The following is an 18,923-nucleotide window of genomic DNA, read 5'->3' on the forward strand; positions in this document are numbered from 1 at the left end:
GATCGATCAATTACTGCCGCATAACTGGCAACCGCAAACACCATAAACAGCAACGCCCGCTTATGCGGGCGTGTCAATATGGGATGGCCGGACGCTTACGATGCTTGGCAATTGCTCTGAGAAAAAAACAGTGCAAAAGGCTCCCGTGTCGAACGTCACGAGTACTGCCTCTACACATGTTGCCGCTACTGCCCCTATTGTCGATCCGAGGACGGCACACGTCCCGGAGCCAGAGTTTTTTGCTCGACCGTCATCATTGAAGCAACGCGCATCACCTAACGGCACCGTGGTTGGAAGCCTAATGCGAGGGGTTTCAGTGAAAGTGTACGTGCGTCAGGGGGACTGGGGGCGTATTACTCCAGATGGTCAGTCGGAACGCTGGGTATCAATGACGCATCTTTGTTCGGATCGGAATTGTTTGCAGAAAGACGCGCCGAAGAAAAGCTCCGCGCTGCTACAGCAAAGCACGTCGTCATCTCCTCGTATTAATCGCCTCACATCAACGTATTCGGGAGGATGCCCTTGTTCATCCTCTAGCAATTGCTTCGGGCCGAGAGGGGGCAGGTATTGCATCACGTCTGGAGGCAATAAGCGGTATCGATAGGGATTTGGAAATTGCGATTGGCGAATTGTTATTAGAGAAAAAGAACCGAGGGAGTTAGTCCGGCCACGGTGAATTTAATTATGGACTATACATTTCACAGGAGAAGAAAATGTCGACTACCGGAGAGAAGCCTGGAAGAGGGACATACGTTTGTATTAGCTGCGGGCAACGGATTTTTCTTGACGATAACTCTGATGTCTTGCCGCCATGCCCGAAATGTCATGGGACTGAGTTTCGACCTTAATTCATTAAGGGAATGACGCTCGTTCAGTTATCTAATCAAACGGACACTACTCAAAGTGGGCCACTGGCGTCTTGCGGGTGTAAACATCTTTACCAAACTAACAGAGCTGCCGCGCAGGTATCGCCATCTGCTATCAGCCAGGACCGGCAGCACAATAGCAGCCGTTTGGCAGAAACGTGATGCTTTCAGGTTAGGCGGGCGCCATATGTCCATGTCACCTTGCAATGTGTATTGCATTCACATATGCGCGCAAGCTTGCCGCCAAAGAACAGGATTGATTACCTCCCAATCCCCTCCGCGTCGTACTCGCGTCAACTTCGATTTTCCGGAGCGCTGTGCATGAAGGCAGATCTATCTTCACAACTCACTACCGAGACTTATTATTTCAGTCAGCTAGTAGCTGATATCAAGAAAGGCGAAGTCAAGATTCCACAGTTCCAGCGAAAATTCGTTTGGAAGGATGGTCAAGCGCTGGACCTCCTCGACTCAGTGGCGAACGGCTATCCGATTGGAAGTGTTCTTCTCTGGAAGACCAAAGACAAGCTCCACGCCGCACGCGATATTGGAGTCTTTCAACTTCCGAAGACTGATGACCTCACTCCTACCAGCTACGTTCTAGACGGCCAACAACGCCTCACGGTCATATATTCATGCCTGGGGGCGCCGGAGAACGCTGACGGATACAAAGCCGGATACGACCTGAGCGAAGAGACGTTTGTCGAGCTGAAATCTGGGGCCACAAAGCCGGAGATATTTCCCCTGCGGAAACTATTCAACACCACGAGCCTACTGAACTTTCGAACTTCGCTGTTGACACTCCCGAATGCACAGTTGCTTCAGCAGAGACTTGACGAGCTCATTGCAGCTTTTACTCAATATAAGCTGCCTGTAGTAACGCTGAAGGACCTCACAATCGACGAGGTTTGCCCAATCTTCGAGCGAATCAATAGCTCTGGCACAAGGCTATCAACCTACGATCTCATGGTTGCGGCTACCTGGGCGGAAGACTTCGATCTTAACGAGAAAGTCAGTGCGATCCTCGCCTCCGTTGACGCTAAAGGCTACGGAGAGACGGAACGCTCCACGATTCTCAAGTCGGTATCGGCAATCCACCTTGGGGCTATTCAAGACAAGGCGTTGCGTGACCTGCGCAACCTGACGACCGCAGAGATCGACGCACTGGCTTCGAAGACAGAAGCTGCACTACAACACGCCGTCGATGCACTTAGCACCCAGTTCAAGATACACAGTTGGGACTTCTTGTCATACGAGGCTGTACTTATCATCACTACCTACATTTTCCGGGAGACAAAACATCTCTCTGCGGAACAGTCGGCACGGTTACGCCAGTGGTTCTGGCGCGCGTCGTTTGGCGAGAGATACAAGGTCGGGGGAGAGAATTTCGTCTCCAAGGACCTTGAAAACGTCGCGACCTACGTTATTGAAGGCAGGGGTGAAGCTGAACAGTTTGGTTCCGTTCCGCAGCCGGCTGAATGGGGCAAGACACAGTTCAAAAGCAATGTTTCTCGTTCACGCGCGTTCATCTTGGCACTTGCAGCAGCAGGCCCCAAGAACCTCCCAAACGGAATGAATGTGGATGTGCAGCACGCCTTGTCGTCATACAACAAGAAAGAGTACCACCACGTCTATCCGAGAGCCTATCTCAAAGCGATTGGGGAGAGTGAATCTTCCAACGTTCTGGTCAACATTGTCATGTTGACATCTGCTTCTAACAAGACAATTTCGGACAACCCGCCGTCAAAGTACGTGCCGCCGCTGGTTGCATCGTTGGGCGCCAATTGCGATGTGGTCTTCGCGTCGAACCTTCTTCCTGCTCCGTCTAACTTCGACTATGGAAGAGCGACCTACACTGACTTTATAAATGAGCGCGGCAAGATTCTGACGGATCACGTCACCAAGCTCATTATTGGATGAAACGTGACAAAGTGACGCCTAATTCCAGTTTTCACTCATCCGAAATCTGCGATGCAACAGCCGCTGTCAGACCGAATCAAGCATGCGAAATACGAAGAAGTTTGAAACATTATCGTAGCCTGGTGATCTACCTACCAATGCAGGACTCCATTGATCTCAATTTCAAGTGCTGCATGGACTGTCCCAACACGGGTCATCGGGTATCAGTTGAATGGCATGGATGTTGTTATGCAATCATGGCCATCAACCGAGAGGTACGAGCTCGGCAGAGGAGCAATTATGTTGTGATTCGACCGACTTAATCTCCTGCTTAAAGCGCCTTAGGCGCCATTTCGGGGACTATGGAGGTATGTTCGGTTACATTTTCTTTCGTTGCCCGTCTGTGGGAGACGGGTGGACGATATGGAGGCCGTTTGTCGACCATCACTGCCACTGATCTCGAATCTGCTTTAACGGGAAATCCAGAAGCACTTGAAGTTCATCTTACGCTGGTGGAGCGAGACGTCCCCATTGAGGGACATTCAGTCAAGATCCACTGTCACTGTCTTTCGGTGGATGGGAATGGCCGTGTTCAACCGCATCGACTGGCGGAGTTCATGCGGAACGCCGTCGTTGACTATGCGATCCCGCGCTCGAAGCTCGCCGATGCGAAGGCGCGCGACCATAGGTTCAATAGCACCGAGGCAGTCACCGAACTCGTCGAGCGGGCCAAACGCTCATTTACCGATTTAGCGAACACCGGCGAGGGTGGCGAGATGTTGCTGTTCCTACTGACGGAGCGCTTCCTCAAGTTGCCACAAATTCTTTGCAAGATGGATCTCAAGACGGACACGCGAATGCACTATCACGGCGCGGATGGGGTGTATGCCGGGGTGACGCCGGAAGGAGTATTAAAGCTCTACTGGGGTGAATCAAAAATCTACGGGAATGCGAGCGCTGCGATTCGTGCCTGCCTCAATTCCCTCGCCCCCTTCTTGATCGAACTCGAACATGAGGAGGCGGGGCGGGAGCGCGACCTGATACTCCTGAGCGACAAGGCCGACCTTAGTAACCCAGTTCTCACCGATGCGCTCAAGAACTATTTTGACAAGTCGTCGGTCATGTCGAAGCGGGTCCAGTACTGCGGCGTGGCCCTTGTAGGCTTCGACGCATCATTCTACCCAGAAGCCAATGTGAAGGCGGTTGCTGAGGAGATAATCAAGGCATCCCGCACGGAACTTACTGGTTGGCGCAATAGCATTGGAGAACGGCTCAAATTGGAGAATCTTGCCCAGATGGAAATCGAGATGTTCTGTATCCCTCTACCTTCAGCCGAAGGTTTCCGCACCGCGTTCCTCAAGGCGATGGGGATCAAGGAACAATGAGCCTCGCTGACCTCCAATCCTGGCTGCTCCAGGAAGGCGTCCGAGACGATCTCGATGCAATTACACAACTCACAGTACGTAACGAACTAGATAATCTGGCGCCAGATCCGTCCGCACCGTCCGCCACGGCGATTGATTGGCCCAGATTGTTGCTCGCTGGTAGCATTCTGGCGCGATCCGATCGAAGGCACGATCAAGAAGCCGCGCTCCGGATCGCAACCGCTGCAATTTCTCTGGCGAACGGTCAAGCACTCAAAGACGCGGGTGCCGTCCTCTTGGGTAAGCTCTCCAACTTCCGGGCCATCGCGTTAGCCACGAATCGGGGCCTGCTGGCAGCTGACATTGACGGGCGGCTGGGCGTCGCGTTGCGTCTCGAAGCTCAGCGCCGCGAGATGGACCGCTCCATCTTGGTGCAATCGAGTGGTGCTTGGCTACAAGTAAACGATTTTCAGCAACGCTTCTGGAGCAATGCGGGCGGGGAACGCTGGCTCTCGGCATCTGCGCCTACCGCCTCTGGCAAGACGTTTCTCGTGCTTCAGTGGCTGATCGACCAAGTGATTGCGCGTGAGGCGCGGGTGGCCGTCTACCTCGCGCCGACCCGCGCGCTGGTCTCCGAGATAGAAACCAGTCTCAAGAGACTCCTAGGTAATACCGAGGTGATTGAGGTGTCGTCTCTTCCCCTTCCTGATAAGTACAGAGCTGCTCGCGCTGGCGGCGCACGAGTGATTCTCGTATTCACACAGGAACGGTTGCACTTTCTCGCCAACGTCCTCAGTGACGTGCTTTCGATCGATCTGCTCATCGTGGACGAAGCGCACAAGATCGGTGACAACCAGCGGGGCGTGATTTTGCAGGATGCAATAGAGCGGGCTACCCGTGCTAACCCAAAGTTGAAGGCTGTATTTATCAGCCCGGCGACCCAGAACCCGGAAGAGTTACTTACGGATGCCCCTGATGGCGTACAGACCGTCGCCGTCGATAGCGACTCCTCCACTGTCCTTCAGAACCTCATGGTCGCGACCCAGGTGCCACGAAAATCGAAGCTCTGGACGCTTACTCTTCGACACGAGGGGTCAACACTTCCAGTGGGGACTCTTCAGCTCGCGAGCACGCCGGATGGACTCAAGAAGCGTCTTGCATTTATCGCCGCAGCGGTCGGCGAGAGGGGGGGGACGCTCGTTTACACGAATGGCGCCGGAGAGGCGGAAGAGGTCGCCGATCTGATCAGTCAGCTTCTCCCCAAGCTTAGGCCCGTCGATTCGGAGCTCTTAGAACTCGCCGAGCTTGCTCGGAAGGGCGTGCACCAGGACTTTCGGCTTGCACCGTTAGTTGAGCGAGGGGTGGCGTTCCACTACGGCAACATGCCATCGCTGCTCCGGCTGGAGATAGAACGGCTGTTCCGTTTAGGAAAAATTCGCTTCCTTGTATGTACTTCAACTCTGATCGAGGGCGTGAACCTGTCGTGTCGCACAATCGTTGTGCGTGGACCGCGAAAAGGGAAAGGCCATCCGATGGAGCCGCACGACTTCTGGAACCTGGCTGGCCGCGCAGGCCGATGGGGCGATGAGTTCCAAGGAAACATCATCTGTATCGATCCGGAGGACACGCAGGCTTGGCCCAGTGGTGTGCCCAGCCGCGCACGCTATCCCATTAAGCGCGAAAGCGACGCTGTTCTCGACCTTGGCGACGGTATGGCGGACTATCTATCCGAGCGTGGGTTATCGGATATTTCCAGCATTGAGGACACGGATAAATTCGAACAGGTTGGCGCGTATCTGCTCACCACTTTCATGCGGCTTGGCTCTATATCAGCGGCCAGCCTCTCGAAGCGCCATGACGCTGCGTCGATTGCGAAGCTCGATCAGGCTCTAGGTGCCTTGGCAGCGCAGATCGAAATCGACGTTGATCTGGCCGCTCGGCACCCAGGGGTTAGCGCGGTTGGTCTACAGCGCCTTCTTGACGCTTTCCGTTCATATGGCGGTGATGTCGAAAACCTGCTCTTGGCCGAGGTGGCGAGCAATGACAGCTACGACCGGTTCATAACGATTATGGGAAGGATTAACAAGCACATGTTTCTAGCCTTCGCCCCTGATAGCCGTATTAGGCTATATGCGTTGATCGTCGTCAAATGGCTAAAGGGGTATTCGTTGGCTAGGATCATCCGAGATAGCATCGAATGGCACCAAAACACCGGGAGGTCTTTCAAACTCCCGGACTTGATCCGCGGCACGATGGAATTGGTGGAACAGATCGCTCGCTTCAGGGCGCCAAAGTACCTTTCAGCCTATATGGATGTGCTGCACTTGCATCTGCGTGAGATTGGCCGCGAAGATTTAATTGACGACGGTTTGGATATCGGAACGCAGCTTGAGTTCGGTGTTTCGTCGACGACACTTCTCTCGCTCATGGAGCTTGGCCTTTCCCGCATGAGCGCCGTTGTTTTGTACGAGAAGATTGCCCGCGATGACCTCAGCAGAGAGGAATGCGTAGCGTGGATTGCCGAGCGTGTGGGTCAGCTCCAAACAATGGGTGTCCCAGCCATCATCATCCGCGAGGTGCGCGAACGTCTCACGCTGCCTGGCGACATAGCCACGTAATACCACCACTGAATCGGAGGTTACACATGCCCGCAAAGCCTATTGTCCTCGGCCCATTGCAGTTCGACAGGAGGGGGGATGCTGTCAAATACTTGAAGGCGATGCTCCACCGGTATGACGTGGGCGATCGAGTCAACGCCGACGACGCAGTGATTCTGCGAGCGGCGCTGGAGCGCCATCCAAATGCCGCCGCAAAAATTGGTTGCGGCATTACCGACTTCAGTGTTCGAACTGCTGACTTCGGCACGAAGTGCTTCTGGGTGAATCGTCCTGATGGAACGACCGAAAAGTTTTCCATTACCGGCTCCATCCACGGTAGCTAAGCGAAATAGCGTTGCCCGCACTCGTTCACGGCACTAAAAGTGATAGCTCATATGCCTATATCAGCTGTCATCACGCACTTGCTTGCAGACTGCGGGAACTTCGGTAATGTGTGCGGGGTTAGGATCTCTCCCAGGGGATTACCTTTGTGCCTGCCCCATTGCATCGTCTGCGCCCGGGCCAAACACATCTTCGGCAGACAGCACCGACCAGAAGGCGCCCTGGGCGGACTCCCATGTATGACCTTCACCCAGGAGCTCTTGAGCCAATTGATCGCCGAGTCGCTCGGCCTCAGCATTGACATGGGAGAGGGCAAATTCAAGAGGCCTACGATATTCGCTCAACTTCTCTGGCGCGTCCGCTACGAAGAACCAATACCTGACCCCGAGTCCGACAAGCTCGTTGCGGCTTGGCTCGGGAACGGCCGCAAGCACAACGCATTGTTCGTGATCGCTCACAGGGTGAGCGATGTGTCGATCGCGCACGCCCTTGAGCTCTCTGTGAATGGCGAGGAGTTCCCGATCAGTGAAGATGTCCTCACGTAATCCCTTTCTCCGACCGCTCGCGAACGAACGTACGTAGGAGACAAGAAACTGCGTATACAAGGCTGCCATCACCTCAGACGAAGTGGCGTAGTTTTGACGAATCGCGTCCAGAGATCTTTCGGCTCTATTCAAATCCGCCTGGATCGACAGCATTGCCTCGAGCTCTTTCTTCGTTTTATTTTGAAAGTTCATCGCCTGCATGGCGATCATGTTAGCTGGCGGGAACATGATTCGCAATGGAATGAGAACTTTACAGGCCACCTTGCAGCTTGACGTCTATTTTGGCCTCATTACGGCGTGATTAGAACTGCCGCCGAGGGAAGAGCGGCTCAAAGTGGTCATCAAAATACGCAAGGCCGCAGATCGCTTTGGATCGAAAGCGGCCGCTGAACGTAAAAACGACAAGCGGGTGCCAAGCATTAGACAATGAACTTTTATGTAATGAGAAATATTAGTGTTGATTGGCCGGACTTTTCGGAGGGGGCTTTATAGCCAATCCTAAGTGACTTGCTGAGGGGAGGCAATTGGTTCGATAGCTTGAACTTCTTCTTTTGTTTTGGTACGAGCAGACAGGAATTCTTCGACAGTACGTTGCAATGCTGAAATTCCCGTGAGATTTTTCTCAATCAGGAATTCGAAGATTTGCTGCTGGGTATATTCGTGCTGAGTTAAATACTTAAATAGTCGTTTCCCTGCGTTTGAGAAATCCCTCTCTTTAATGGGTTCTCCTCGGGCAGAACTGAGCCTTCTCCGCAACTCGGTATTTTTTTTGAATAGCAAGAGGAACTTATAGAACCACACTTTGAGCAGGTTCTTTGTGCCATTGTTTTTTTTCTGCATGAAATCGGCTAGCCGTTCATGATCTTCAATGAGTGCTCGGAATCTGGCCGTGTCCCAGAATTCACCTAAGAGGCATCTGGTAAGTAGCTCCTTTTCAACACTCTCAATGGGAATGCAGTAGACATTTTCCTTCTTTGCGTGCGCTTTCCCTTTTTGGTCGCCGTCCAATACAACCATGACATTTTTGTGTTCGTCTGAGAAAAATTTCTCAATCTTATTTCTCTGCATTAGATCGGCTGTATTCGTGCCTCCCCCGACGTAAATTATTTTGAGTTGATAAAACGGCCTCATGCAGCGTTGCTCAATCAAATATCGGAGAAAGTCTTTAAGCACCTCGTCTTCTGTGAGGATGTATTTTTCCCATCCATTAAACCCGAATAAGGTGCTTTTGATGAATCCATAAGACCTTTTTTCAATAGCGATCGTTCCGTCAGCTTGCTCCTCCATGCAAAACAGATCATCAGAGACTGTTCGCATCATGGCTAGGGAGTGGGTAGTGAAGATGAACTTCGTCTTGTAGATTTCCTTAAATTTCTTCAGCCACTCAACTAAGCGAACTTGTGCCGCAGCATCCAATGAAATGTCGATTTCATCGATAAAAACAGCCAAGTACCTTGAGCGAATGCGCCGGTACAGGCTAATAAGGAAGTATTCGCCCGAGCTAAAATAGTCCTCGCGCAAGTAGTAATTGTCCTCATACGGAATAACGTAATATGGAACATTCTTTACTTGTATCTCTACGAGGTTGTCAAACTTATTTGTGGCGTAGATGGCTTTCAAGAACTCGATGAGCTCAGTGGGCCTGGAATATCGTTGAAGTACAACTTGGCGCCGAATATCATTATCGATACCACTGATTTTTTGGAAGAAGTTGAAGCGTTCTCCGTAGGGAATCGGAAGCTCTACTGATAGCTTATCCTTCAGAGCCTTCGACAGCGTATCCCGCGAGTCGAGCATTTTGAGTTTTTTGTTGTATTTGAAAACAATGCTTTGTCCGCCAATTTCATAGTGAATTTCGCTGTTATCTGAAACGATCTTGGGCGCGCTTGTTTTCGATAATATATCTGCATTGATTAGGTTGCCAATCGCCTTGATGAGCATTGTCTTCCCGGATCCATTTTTTCCGGTGATACAAACCAAGGATTTGTCGGCCAAATCGAAAGAAAACTCTATCTTCTTAATATGCTGAACATTTCGAATCGAGATGTCTAATTTCATTTTTCTTTTGCGAATCCGCTATATTTGAGTATATCGATAGTTGTCGATCCAAACTTTCTGCGCAACTTATCTGTATAAGCCGGATCAATAGAATCTACGTAATTGATATTCCCGCTCAAATAAGCGATGTAGTCATCTTCGGATAGTTCTTCATCAGATTCCGAGCGCTTCTTGTTCTTATTGACCATATCTTTAAACCGCCCGCGATCATTTAAGTAAAAATGAATTAAGACTTCCAAGTCATTTTTTTTCTTCGTGTCAACACTAATTTTTCCGGTAGGAAGAATCATCATTCCAAGGATTTTTACCTTACCTCCAACTTGGAAGAATCGTGTTTTTCCGTAGTGAATAAAGAATTTCTCAGAGCAAAACTGATGTAACGTTTCCTGCACTAGCACTTCTAGGTCAAGTAGGTGCTCATGCTTTTGTCCGGAAATGATGATGTCATCAGCATATCTTGAATAAATAAGCTCCCGCTGTTCGCAGAGTTGCTCTAGTTCGTGATCGAAATTAACTAGGACGGCGTTGCTTAATGGTGCTGACGCGGGCAGTCCGACGGGGAGTGAGTCGCCAACGCAGACAAGATCAACGATTCGATCAATGTGTTTGTGAAGATCTTCAATGGGGCAGCATTCTTCGCCAGCAAGGATGGTTTTCTGCGTCAATGATCTATCAATGGAGTCGAAAAAAGATTTAATGTCCGTTTGAAAGAAATATTTGCTTTTGGTATGCTTTTGGACGGCATTGACGGCACTAAAGCCTTTTCGGTAGGAGAATACGACCCGTTCGTTGATCGGCAAAAGCTCAAATAGAAATAAATTCAGGAATCGGTGGTACGTCTTGAGATTTTCTTTAGGCTTGAAAAGCGTTCTGCTTCCAGATGCATTGCCCGCAGCTATTTCGTAATTCGTCTCAACGGGGCTTTGCAAAAAGTCATGAAAACTAAACTTGCCGTGATACATCGCGTCAAAGAGCTTTTGCAAAGGTTGTTTTGTCATAGTCGCTTTAGTATTGAGTGGGCAACGTTGGGACGTATTGCGTCAATCCGCTTTGTAGTTATATAATCAGTGCATGTCAGTGACTAGGAGTAGCTCCAGTCATTTTGCTGACCTCTAGGCCGTCTAATTCTACCCAACCTGGTTGCGNGGCTTGAATCAAATTCAAGCCACGCAATAGTAGATCCAACAAACCAGATTGCGCCGCCGCCTCCCGATCCCCTACCCTGACCCCGTCTTGAGCATGAGCTCGATTTCCCCATTGTAAATCTTTGTAGTTGGATGACAATGGGCCCGCTTCGGCTGTTCGTAAATGCCGGCTAGGCGGGGCGGGGGGCAGCCTGTTAGGTGGGCAATTGACGCTTGCAAGAGTGCTACATCACTATGGTGGCGTTGCACAATCATCTTAGTCGCCAGTAGCTAATTCTTCAGCTCGGATGAGGAATCCGGCAGTTCCTGTTGTGGCATCGTGCCTCTACCTCACACGAGGGTTCCATGGGCGATCATGGGTTGATTGTTGTTTCGTCGATGACGCTGTGAAGTAGTTTTTTATCGAAAGTGGGCCTAACCGCGATTTTGTGTGCGAGACATAAACACTCCTGGGAGTGTCCGTATTTTTGTGGGCGAGGCGTTTTAAAAGTTGTTATCCACGCGCATCAGTAAAGCGATCTCCGAAGAGGATAGCAAACTGGTTCATGGCGGCCTCAGTGCGGAAGCCCCGCGCCAAGTCCATCCGCCAATACCCCCCCCGCTACTCTGCCGAACAACCAACTCCGGCGCCAACCTCTCCGACTCCGGCCTACTCCCCCTCATCTGCTCAATCAACAACTCAGCCCCCCTATACCCCATCTCATGCATAGGCGACCGCACTGACGTCAAGCTAATAGGCAAATCCGCAGCCACAGGCGTATCGTTATATCCCACCACCGCCACATCCGACCCCGGCGTCATCCCATAATCCCGCAGAGCCCCCATCAGCCCGATAGCCAAAAAATCGTTCACTGCGAAAAACGCCGTCGGCTTTCGCGATCCACTCAGCAGTCTTTCTCCCACGCTCCGGCCAGCTTCAGTATTAAACGGGCTAGTAGGCCGCCAGGCCTTATCGATATCAACCCCGAGCTCCTCGCACCTGGCCACAAACCCAGCCGTGCGATCCACCCCAGTGCTCGCATGTGCCTGTCCCGCAAGCACGGCAATATCCCTATGCCCCAGCCCTACCAGATGATCAGCCGCTAACCGCCCACCTTCAAAATCATCACACGTGACAGAGCAGTGTTGCCCCAATCGGCGGCTCACCAGTACCATCGGGATGCCTCGTTTCGCAATCTCGTCAATGAAGTAGGGATCATCCAACCGCGCATCTGCAAACATGATTCCATCCACCCGTCGCGCCAAAGCCGACTCTCCCAACTCACGTTGCCGGGCAGGGATGTCCTGGGTGTTCGAAACAAATGTCTGGTAATTCGCCTGCACGGCCGCCGCGTCTATGCCCTCGTAAATCATGGCGACCACGATGTCAGACAGTTGCGGCACCAGCACGCCTATCGTGCGTGTGCGCTGCGTTCGCAACCCAATGGCGTTCGGATTCGGCCTGTAGTTGAGTTGTTTAGCCAGGTCCCGGATCCGCTGGACGGTTTCGGGCGCGGCTGCCGATTTTGCATCCTCGTCTGAGCCGTTCAGCACGCGCGAGACGGTGGATACGTGCACGTTTAGCAGCCGCGCGAGCGCGCTCAGAGTGACAGGGCCTTGTTTCATTGGACAAAGGGTTGAATCAATCCCAAATGATACCAAGCCACCCCAGATCACAAACGCACCTAAATTTACCCAAACGTTAGGGTAAACCATGCTTGATAGCACATGTATCTTTGCGTGAAACTTCAGCCCAATCGTTTGGGTAAATTGTTGTGCAGAGGAAATCGTGGGCAATATCAATCAACTTCTAGCTTCGTATCGCTCGGGGCAGGGCACCGCGTCCGAGGTCGTCCAGACCTATTTGGAGCAAATTGGGCAATCCGAGCTGAATAGCTTCATCTCGGTGGATCGAGAGGCGAGCCTGGCAACCGCAGAGCTGTGCGACAAGGTAATGTCGGCCGGCGGAGCGCTGGGGCCTCTGCACGGCGTCCCCGTGGCGATCAAGGATCTCATCGATGTGGCGGGAATGCGCACCACCATGGGCTCGACCCAATACGCCGAGAACGTCGCCAGCACGGACGCGCTGGTGGCGCAACGTTTGCGCAACGCGGGCGCGGTGGTGCTTGGCAAAACCAACACGCACCAATTTGCGTATGGATCCACGGGTGATCGGTCGGACTTCGGGCCGGTACGTAACCCGCGAAACGTTGAGCACGTGTCGGGTGGATCCAGCAGTGGTTCGGCTGCCGCCGTCGGGGCAGGTCTCTGCCTGGCCGCTTTGGGTTCGGACACCAGTGCTTCGGTGCGTTTGCCGGCAGCGTTTTGTGGCGTGGTGGGACTGAAGCCGACCGTTGATTTGTTGCCTAGCACCGGTGTATTTCCGCTGAGCCCCACGCTCGATCATGTAGGCCATTTGAGCGCGACTATTCTGGACAACGCCCTGGTCCTCGAAGTATTGAGCGGCGCTGCGCCTGGCCGCTACGCCGAAAAGGTCGGAAAACCCATCGCAGGTATGACGATCGGCGTGCTCGGAGGCTATTTCGCCGACTTTGTCAGTAATGACGTGCAGGCAAGTGTGCGCCGTGCGCGAGAGGCTCTGGAGGCAGCCGGCGCGCGTGTTGTCGATATCGAGGTGCCAGAGACGCAGGCGATCTACGACAACCAGCAGTTGATTCTGCGTGCAGAGGCCTATGCAACACACCGGGCAGCGCTGGATGCCAATAAACCCTATCTGCCAGAGGTTCGCACTCGCTTAATGACCGGGGCAGACGTGTCGGCGGCTGATTATCTAGGCGCGATGGCGCAACGCCATTCGGCACAGTCGGCATTCGATGCGGCTTTGGCCGATGTGGACATTCTGTTGAGCCCGACATGTGGTGTGCCTGCGCCGCGGATCGACGAACGGGAAACGTTGGTGGACGGTACTGCGCATCCGACTTTTTGGTTGATCACGCGACTGACAGCACCGACAAATCTCTCTGGCCATCCGAGCCTGTCAGTGCCTTTCGGCGAGACAAACGGATTGCCGCATGGCATGCAATTGATCGGCCGGTATCACGATGAAGCCACGCTGTACCAAGTCGGCGCCGTGCTCGAGTCCGCCAATCGGATTTGATTGACTCAATACTGACCAAATCGAAAACGCAGGCCGAAACGGTTTTGCCAACAGGATCAAAAAAAGGGTAGAAAACAAAATGAGCACCATAGAACCAAGGCGCCGATACAACATATTTTTGTTGATCATGCTGCTTGCGCTGCTGAACTACATTGATCGCGGCGCCATGTCGTATGCGGCGGCGAGCATCACCTCGGAATACGGATTGAACAGGGCGCAATGGGGCGCTCTGCTCGGATACTTTGGGTACGGCTATCTGTTCGGCGCGCTGTGCGGCGGATTCCTGGCTGACGGCTTGGGGCCTCGAAAAGTCTGGCTTTGGGCAGCGGGCAGTTGGTCTATTCTCGCCATGGCTACAGCCTATGCAGGCGATCTCGGGGTTGCGATGTTCGGCGGGTCTGCGTTGGCCGGTTTCGCGGTCATCCGGATCGTTTTCGGCTTCGCCGAGGGGCCCGCGTACTCGGCGATCAACAAGAGCATTTCCCGCTGGGCAGCACCTAAAGAGCGCGGCTTTGTCGTGGCCCTGGGTTTGGTCAGCACGCCATTGGGCGCTTTGCTGACAGCACCGATCGCCTCTGGTTTACAGTACGCCACGGGCGGCTGGCGGGCGATGTTCATCATCCTCGGGGTGGTGTCGCTGGTCGTTCTTTTCTTCTTGATGCGCGTGTTCACTGATACTCCTCAGAGCAACAAGTACATCTCAGACGAAGAAAAAGCTTACTTGGCTCAGGAAAAAGCAAAAGAAGAGCAAGCCAAGCCGGGCAACGCCGATGACAGCGCATCCGTGCGTGTGCCTTGGTGGTCATACTTTAAAAGCCGGACCTTGGTGCTCAATGCGTTGGCGTATTTCTCATTCATGTACGTCAACTTCCTGCTGCTGACGTGGACACCAAAGTATCTCGAGGATCAATTCCATTTCAATCTCTCGTCACTCTGGTACATGGGGATGATTCCCTGGGTCGGTGCTTGCTTCACCGTGTTGTTAGGAGGCAAGATTTCTGACGCTATATACAAGTCCACGGGCAGCCTCGTAAAAGCTCGGAGCCTATTTGCTGCTGTCTGCCTGTTGTGCACCAGTGTGTGCTTTTTCTTCGTGTCGAAAGCAGAGACGGTATGGGTGGCCGTTGGTTTGTTGACCTTGGCCAACGCGATTAATTCTTTGCCGAACTCAGTGTTTTGGGCTGTCGTCATTGATACAGCGCCCGCCACTCGCACCGGCGCTTTCAGCGGAATGACGCACGCCGTTGCCAATACGGCCGCTATTGTTGCGCCTACGTTGACCGGCTATCTCACGATGCAGTATGGCTATTCGTCCATGTTCATTGCAGCTGCCGTTGCGACGGGAGTGGGCGTGCTGGCAATGCTATTTGTCCGGCCGGGCCAAACCAATTGGGCAGCGATGGCCGTGAAGTAATGAGATTTTGACCGCAGCGTGGCCAGGATATGCGAGCGCTGCGGCTTCCAAACCCTCATAGAGCCAGATAGAACTCCATCGGAATAAGCTCCACGGCGATCATCCGACGGTCGGAGCGGAAACCGATCGCTCCTGACCAGGGATTTCAGGCGGTCAGGAAGCGCATGACTTCGGCCCAATCGTTAGTCGACAGGGCGACGTCCTCAAAATCGCCTGCTTCCTCGTCATAGCGGGAAACGCAGAAGCGCTGGCTCCTGCCGGATTCGCGGTCGGCATAGCTAGCGTAGTCGACATACACTTTCAAGCTGCGCTCCTCGTTCTCGAACGAAGGAGCTGCATCGATGTAACTCGACGCGTCGAAGAAACCGTCGGGTAGGGTAGGCAGGGTTGTTATGTCGAAGTTGGGAAATTCGCGACGCAGTCGTTCAAGGTTCATAAGGGAAGCATGTGGAGGCTGAAAGCCTGAGATTTTACGTTGCTCTGTATCGGCCGCCACAATGTCCCGCGAAACAGAGTAACAGGCACCAGACCAAGCCATAGACCTCGTTTCTATCAACAGCGAAGAACCCTCTTCCAGACTGTCCAGATGCAGATGCGATAGTTCGTGCAGACCAGTCTTCGTCAGGCAATGTTAGAGAGAATGTTTTCCAAGCCTCGAGTGTGAGAGCCAGTATTTTTTAGCAGTTTGCTATTGCCCCACTCACAAGTCGACAAGAACCTTGTCTATCCGCGGATCCCACTGTCTCAGAGGACAATTTTCGATCATATTTAACGCTATTATGGACAATAATTAGAATTATTGACCATAATAGAAAACATGTCGCGCAAGCCGCTCGTTGTCTTTCCGCAAGAACAGCGCTTGCTCTTCGCCTTGGGACAGCGGCTTCGTCTCGCCCGCAAGCGACGCAAATTGAGCAACGCCGTCGTCCAGTTCGGCCGCCCCAGTCTCAAGGCTGGATAGACTCCGCTGGCGCGCCATAGCTCACGCGTTCTCCCTGCCATTTGGTTCGCAGCAGAAATTGCTCCCAGGTCAACGCATCAGGGTCGATCTTTCGGCTCCATTCCACGTCGCGGTTGGGCGAGTAGTAGCCGTATTCGACCGCGTATTCCACCATGCCCACCAGCTCGCGTACGAGGTACTCATCGGCACCGAATTCGGGAAAGTGCTGCAGCAGTTCGTCACGCGTGTATGCCGAGGCGTAATGTGCCTTCTGTCCTGACACGAGAACGAATGTGTCCACCATCTGCCGCGCCGTCAGGATCTCGCCGATCACCGGCAGGGTCTTGCCGGCGTATTTTTCCGGATGGTCAAATACCTCCAGCACGGCGGGGCCAGTCGCGGTGAGTGGGTCTACGAATGGCATGGGTATGTCCGGCGGCAAGTAGATGGCAAAGGTCAGGCTGCCGTCAGCGCCGCGCCGGGGTACGTAGTATTCCAGGAAGTTGCTGTAGAAAAACGCCAGGTAGATAAAAGAGCTGCGCAGCGGTAGCGTGCGGATGTGCTCTGCCACCAGCGCCTTCTCGGTGAAGTGCGGTGCCCACTTGTTACCGCGGGTCCGCATCTCGACGTTTTCCAGACCGCTCCACACGACGTGTTGCACGCCCGCAGCGTACGCGGCATCGGCGAGTTCACGGCCGAGCGCCAGCTCGGGCTGACCTGGCGGCGGCACCGGTGGGGTTGGCGGCGTCATCAGAAAGGCTCCATGAGAGCCGCGCATCGCGTCGGTGAGCGCGGCCTGATGACCCAACGCCAGCGGCGCCACAACGACTTCGGCACCGTGCTCAGCCAACTGGCGCATCGGGGGACTGTCCTTGCTTCGGGTGAGCGCACGCACGCGGTAACGACCGCTGGCCAGCAAGGCATTAGCGACGCTGCGGCCCTGTTTGCTGGACGCGCCGGCTACGGTGATCAGGGGCTTCTGTGAAATGGGGGACATGCGGTTTCTCCGGATATGGGCAAGCAGCTCGCGCTCGCGAACGAGTGCCTAGTTTCGATCGGTCGTTGGTATATGTAAAATTGTTATTCTTTTATCCTGCTATCCGTCTTATGGATACCAAACGCCTGGACCTCAATCTGCTGGTCACACTGGAAGCCCTGTTGGTGGAGCAGAACGTCTCCAGGGCGGCAAATCGCCTGCACCTGAGCCAGCCGGCGGTGAGCGCGCAGCTAAGCCGTCTGCGCGATATGTTCGACGACCCGCTGCTGATTCCCGCGCAACGAGGCATGACGCCCACGGCCAAGGCGCTGGATCTGCTGGATCCGCTTCGACGCTCACTGGATCAGGTTCGCACCACGGTGTCCCAGCACAGCGACTTCGCCCCGGCGCAGGCGACCCTTACAACGGTTATCGCCTGCACTGACTACCTGCAAGCTGCGCTGGCCCAGCCGCTTGTGCTGCAGCTGCGCAAGCGGGCACCAGGCGTGCGCTTGGCGCTGCGCAGCCTCGATCTACCACAGTTGGACGCGCAGATGGCCCGTGGCGAAGTGGACCTTGCGCTCATGACGCCGGGCGTCGCAGCGCCCAGCCTGCGCACGCGGCATCTATTCGACGAACGCTATGTGCTGATCGGTCGACGTGGCCACCCCAAGCTGCGCAGGAGCATTACAGTGGCAGAATTCGCGCAGCTCGAACACGTCATTGTGTCGCTGCGCGGCGGTGATTTCGTCACACCAGTAGACGACACGCTGGCAGCGCAGGGATATAAGCGCAACGTAGTGCTATCGACATCGTCGTTCCTGTTTCTGCCGGAGATCGTGTCGCAGTCGGACTTCGTGGCCCTGGTGCCCCAGCGGCTGGTGCGCGATCGCGCCAGTCAGTTGCGGATTGTCGAATGCCCGTTTCCGGTGGACGGATTCGAAGTAGGCATGGTGTGGCACGAACGAAACCACAGTCACCCCGGCCAGCGCTGGGTGCGCGAAGAGCTGGCAGCAGTCTCAAGCTGATTTTGTCGCCAGATAACGTTGAATACGTAGCTTTCGAATACTGTTGAAGTCTCGCCGTCAGTCCGTCTTATGCGCTGAAAAGAGGCCAGCGTCTCTATAGCCTTTCATGATGGAATCAAAGAGCTTGATGTCAGCTCTACCTCGCGCCATTAGCTGTGCTCCAGAGACAGCTGCAAAAATTCCTCTTGCACGTTGTTCAGCCTGCTTTCGCTTCACGCCTGCCATCTGAAGCACTTTGCTTAGCCAATCCACGTTTACATCTGCAAATGCTTGTACTTGCTTTTGCACCTCGGCTGGTAAATCGTCGTATTCAGCCGTCATGAAGCTGCAAAGGCAAATCCGATTCTCGTTTTCTAAGGAGCGTCGAAAAGTCTGGGGGTAGCGAAGCAGGCACTCTTCCGCGCCTTCAGATTCTTTCAGTATCGCTTCCAGTGTCATCACAGACTCTTCCGCGTAACGTCGCGCCACCGCAGCAGCTAGAGCAGCTTTGCTTGGGAAGTGGTGATACAGACTTGCCGCTTTGATTCCAACTTGCTCAGCCAAGGCTCTTAAGTTCAATCCTCCGTAGCCATGAGCCTGTGCAATGCGTGTAGCCGCTGCCAGAATCTTTTCGCTTGAATTTTGGGCTGTGTCACTGCTCAAGATAATTTCCTTG

The 18,923-nt window shown here is 53.6% G+C and carries 16 protein-coding genes; 9 read left to right on the forward strand and 7 right to left on the reverse strand.

The annotated features are described in order from the left end of the window. Nucleotides 1-100 precede the first annotated feature (100 nt). The 6 genes from ACNA0J_RS05290 to ACNA0J_RS05315 all read left to right on the forward strand — a co-directional run bounded on the left by ACNA0J_RS05290 (nucleotide 101) and on the right by ACNA0J_RS05315 (nucleotide 7,067). Nucleotides 101-604 carry an SH3 domain-containing protein gene (locus ACNA0J_RS05290; RefSeq protein WP_415817157.1) on the forward strand — a complete coding sequence of 168 codons (504 nt, stop codon included), beginning with the start codon at nucleotides 101-103 and terminating at the stop codon, nucleotides 602-604. Nucleotides 605-713: 109 nt separating this feature from the next. Then, the gene (locus ACNA0J_RS05295; RefSeq protein WP_415817159.1) at nucleotides 714-848 is read left to right on the forward strand and encodes a zinc ribbon-containing protein; all 135 of its coding nucleotides are present in this window, start codon (nucleotides 714-716) and stop codon (nucleotides 846-848) included. A gap of 339 nt (nucleotides 849-1,187) precedes the next feature. Next, nucleotides 1,188-2,783: a GmrSD restriction endonuclease domain-containing protein gene (locus ACNA0J_RS05300; RefSeq protein WP_415817161.1), complete on the forward strand. Its 1,596-nt coding sequence runs from the start codon at nucleotides 1,188-1,190 to the stop codon at nucleotides 2,781-2,783. 413 nt (nucleotides 2,784-3,196) lie between these two features. Next, nucleotides 3,197-4,147: a HamA C-terminal domain-containing protein gene (locus ACNA0J_RS05305; protein ID WP_415817163.1), complete on the forward strand. Its 951-nt coding sequence runs from the start codon at nucleotides 3,197-3,199 to the stop codon at nucleotides 4,145-4,147. Next, a complete protein-coding gene (locus ACNA0J_RS05310) occupies nucleotides 4,144-6,744 on the forward strand; it encodes a DEAD/DEAH box helicase (protein WP_415817165.1) in 2,601 nt (866 codons plus the stop codon). The genes ACNA0J_RS05305 and ACNA0J_RS05310 overlap by 4 nt, the downstream gene beginning before the upstream one ends. A 26-nt stretch (nucleotides 6,745-6,770) precedes the next feature. Further along, nucleotides 6,771-7,067, forward strand: a complete 297-nt coding sequence (locus ACNA0J_RS05315) for a DCL family protein (RefSeq protein ID WP_415817167.1) — start codon at nucleotides 6,771-6,773, stop codon at nucleotides 7,065-7,067. Nucleotides 7,068-7,205: 138 nt separating this feature from the next. Here ACNA0J_RS05315 and ACNA0J_RS05320 read toward each other — a convergent pair whose 3' ends face one another. The 4 genes from ACNA0J_RS05320 to ACNA0J_RS05335 all read right to left on the reverse strand — a co-directional run bounded on the left by ACNA0J_RS05320 (nucleotide 7,206) and on the right by ACNA0J_RS05335 (nucleotide 12,418). After that, nucleotides 7,206-7,820: a hypothetical protein gene (locus ACNA0J_RS05320; RefSeq protein WP_415817169.1), complete on the reverse strand. Its 615-nt coding sequence runs from the start codon at nucleotides 7,818-7,820 to the stop codon at nucleotides 7,206-7,208. Nucleotides 7,821-8,108: 288 nt separating this feature from the next. Continuing rightward, the gene (locus ACNA0J_RS05325; protein ID WP_415817171.1) at nucleotides 8,109-9,668 is read right to left on the reverse strand and encodes an AAA family ATPase; all 1,560 of its coding nucleotides are present in this window, start codon (nucleotides 9,666-9,668) and stop codon (nucleotides 8,109-8,111) included. Then, nucleotides 9,665-10,666 (reverse strand): reverse transcriptase domain-containing protein, encoded by a 1,002-nt coding sequence (locus tag ACNA0J_RS05330; RefSeq protein WP_415817173.1) that lies wholly within the window; start codon nucleotides 10,664-10,666, stop codon nucleotides 9,665-9,667. The genes ACNA0J_RS05325 and ACNA0J_RS05330 overlap by 4 nt, the downstream gene beginning before the upstream one ends. A gap of 690 nt (nucleotides 10,667-11,356) precedes the next feature. Then, nucleotides 11,357-12,418 carry a LacI family DNA-binding transcriptional regulator gene (locus ACNA0J_RS05335; protein WP_415817175.1) on the reverse strand — a complete coding sequence of 354 codons (1,062 nt, stop codon included), beginning with the start codon at nucleotides 12,416-12,418 and terminating at the stop codon, nucleotides 11,357-11,359. 163 nt (nucleotides 12,419-12,581) lie between these two features. Here ACNA0J_RS05335 and ACNA0J_RS05340 point away from each other — a divergent pair, with 163 nt between their 5' ends. After that, a complete protein-coding gene (locus tag ACNA0J_RS05340) occupies nucleotides 12,582-13,910 on the forward strand; it encodes an amidase (RefSeq protein WP_415817177.1) in 1,329 nt (442 codons plus the stop codon). 79 nt (nucleotides 13,911-13,989) lie between these two features. Further along, nucleotides 13,990-15,324: an MFS transporter gene (locus ACNA0J_RS05345; RefSeq protein ID WP_415817179.1), complete on the forward strand. Its 1,335-nt coding sequence runs from the start codon at nucleotides 13,990-13,992 to the stop codon at nucleotides 15,322-15,324. A 145-nt stretch (nucleotides 15,325-15,469) separates the two neighbouring features. On the opposite strand, the gene ACNA0J_RS05350 is transcribed toward ACNA0J_RS05345, so the two are convergent. Then, entirely contained in the window at nucleotides 15,470-15,760 is a 291-nt protein-coding gene (locus ACNA0J_RS05350) for a hypothetical protein (RefSeq protein ID WP_415817181.1), read from the reverse strand. A gap of 511 nt (nucleotides 15,761-16,271) precedes the next feature. Next, on the reverse strand, nucleotides 16,272-17,261 hold the full coding sequence (locus tag ACNA0J_RS05355) for an NmrA/HSCARG family protein (protein WP_415817183.1): 990 nt from the start codon (nucleotides 17,259-17,261) through the stop codon (nucleotides 16,272-16,274). A 110-nt stretch (nucleotides 17,262-17,371) separates the two neighbouring features. Between ACNA0J_RS05355 and ACNA0J_RS05360 the strand changes: the two genes are divergently transcribed. Further along, nucleotides 17,372-18,268, forward strand: a complete 897-nt coding sequence (locus tag ACNA0J_RS05360) for a LysR family transcriptional regulator (protein WP_415817184.1) — start codon at nucleotides 17,372-17,374, stop codon at nucleotides 18,266-18,268. Between the two features lie 57 nt (nucleotides 18,269-18,325). Here ACNA0J_RS05360 and ACNA0J_RS05365 read toward each other — a convergent pair whose 3' ends face one another. Next, nucleotides 18,326-18,910 (reverse strand): TetR/AcrR family transcriptional regulator, encoded by a 585-nt coding sequence (locus tag ACNA0J_RS05365; RefSeq protein WP_415817185.1) that lies wholly within the window; start codon nucleotides 18,908-18,910, stop codon nucleotides 18,326-18,328. Nucleotides 18,911-18,923 lie beyond the last annotated feature (13 nt).

The organism is Bordetella tumbae, assembly GCF_965139195.1.
Classification (GTDB): Bacteria; Pseudomonadota; Gammaproteobacteria; order Burkholderiales; family Burkholderiaceae_B; genus Bordetella_A; species Bordetella_A tumbae.

Bases quoted from the DNA above. Each gene is read 5' to 3' on its own strand.
- ACNA0J_RS05295 (WP_415817159.1), top strand. From the start codon at position 714: ATGTCGACTACCGGAGAGAAGCCTGGAAGAGGGACATACGTTTGTATT.
- ACNA0J_RS05320 (WP_415817169.1), bottom strand. From the start codon at position 7,820: ATGATCGCCATGCAGGCGATGAACTTTCAAAATAAAACGAAGAAAGAG.
- ACNA0J_RS05290 (WP_415817157.1), top strand. From the start codon at position 101: ATGCTTGGCAATTGCTCTGAGAAAAAAACAGTGCAAAAGGCTCCCGTG.
- ACNA0J_RS05355 (WP_415817183.1), bottom strand. From the start codon at position 17,261: ATGTCCCCCATTTCACAGAAGCCCCTGATCACCGTAGCCGGCGCGTCC.
- ACNA0J_RS05350 (WP_415817181.1), bottom strand. From the start codon at position 15,760: ATGAACCTTGAACGACTGCGTCGCGAATTTCCCAACTTCGACATAACA.
- ACNA0J_RS05335 (WP_415817175.1), bottom strand. From the start codon at position 12,418: ATGAAACAAGGCCCTGTCACTCTGAGCGCGCTCGCGCGGCTGCTAAAC.
- ACNA0J_RS05315 (WP_415817167.1), top strand. From the start codon at position 6,771: ATGCCCGCAAAGCCTATTGTCCTCGGCCCATTGCAGTTCGACAGGAGG.
- ACNA0J_RS05300 (WP_415817161.1), top strand. From the start codon at position 1,188: ATGAAGGCAGATCTATCTTCACAACTCACTACCGAGACTTATTATTTC.
- ACNA0J_RS05330 (WP_415817173.1), bottom strand. From the start codon at position 10,666: ATGACAAAACAACCTTTGCAAAAGCTCTTTGACGCGATGTATCACGGC.
- ACNA0J_RS05325 (WP_415817171.1), bottom strand. From the start codon at position 9,668: ATGAAATTAGACATCTCGATTCGAAATGTTCAGCATATTAAGAAGATA.
- ACNA0J_RS05310 (WP_415817165.1), top strand. From the start codon at position 4,144: ATGAGCCTCGCTGACCTCCAATCCTGGCTGCTCCAGGAAGGCGTCCGA.
- ACNA0J_RS05360 (WP_415817184.1), top strand. From the start codon at position 17,372: ATGGATACCAAACGCCTGGACCTCAATCTGCTGGTCACACTGGAAGCC.
- ACNA0J_RS05345 (WP_415817179.1), top strand. From the start codon at position 13,990: ATGAGCACCATAGAACCAAGGCGCCGATACAACATATTTTTGTTGATC.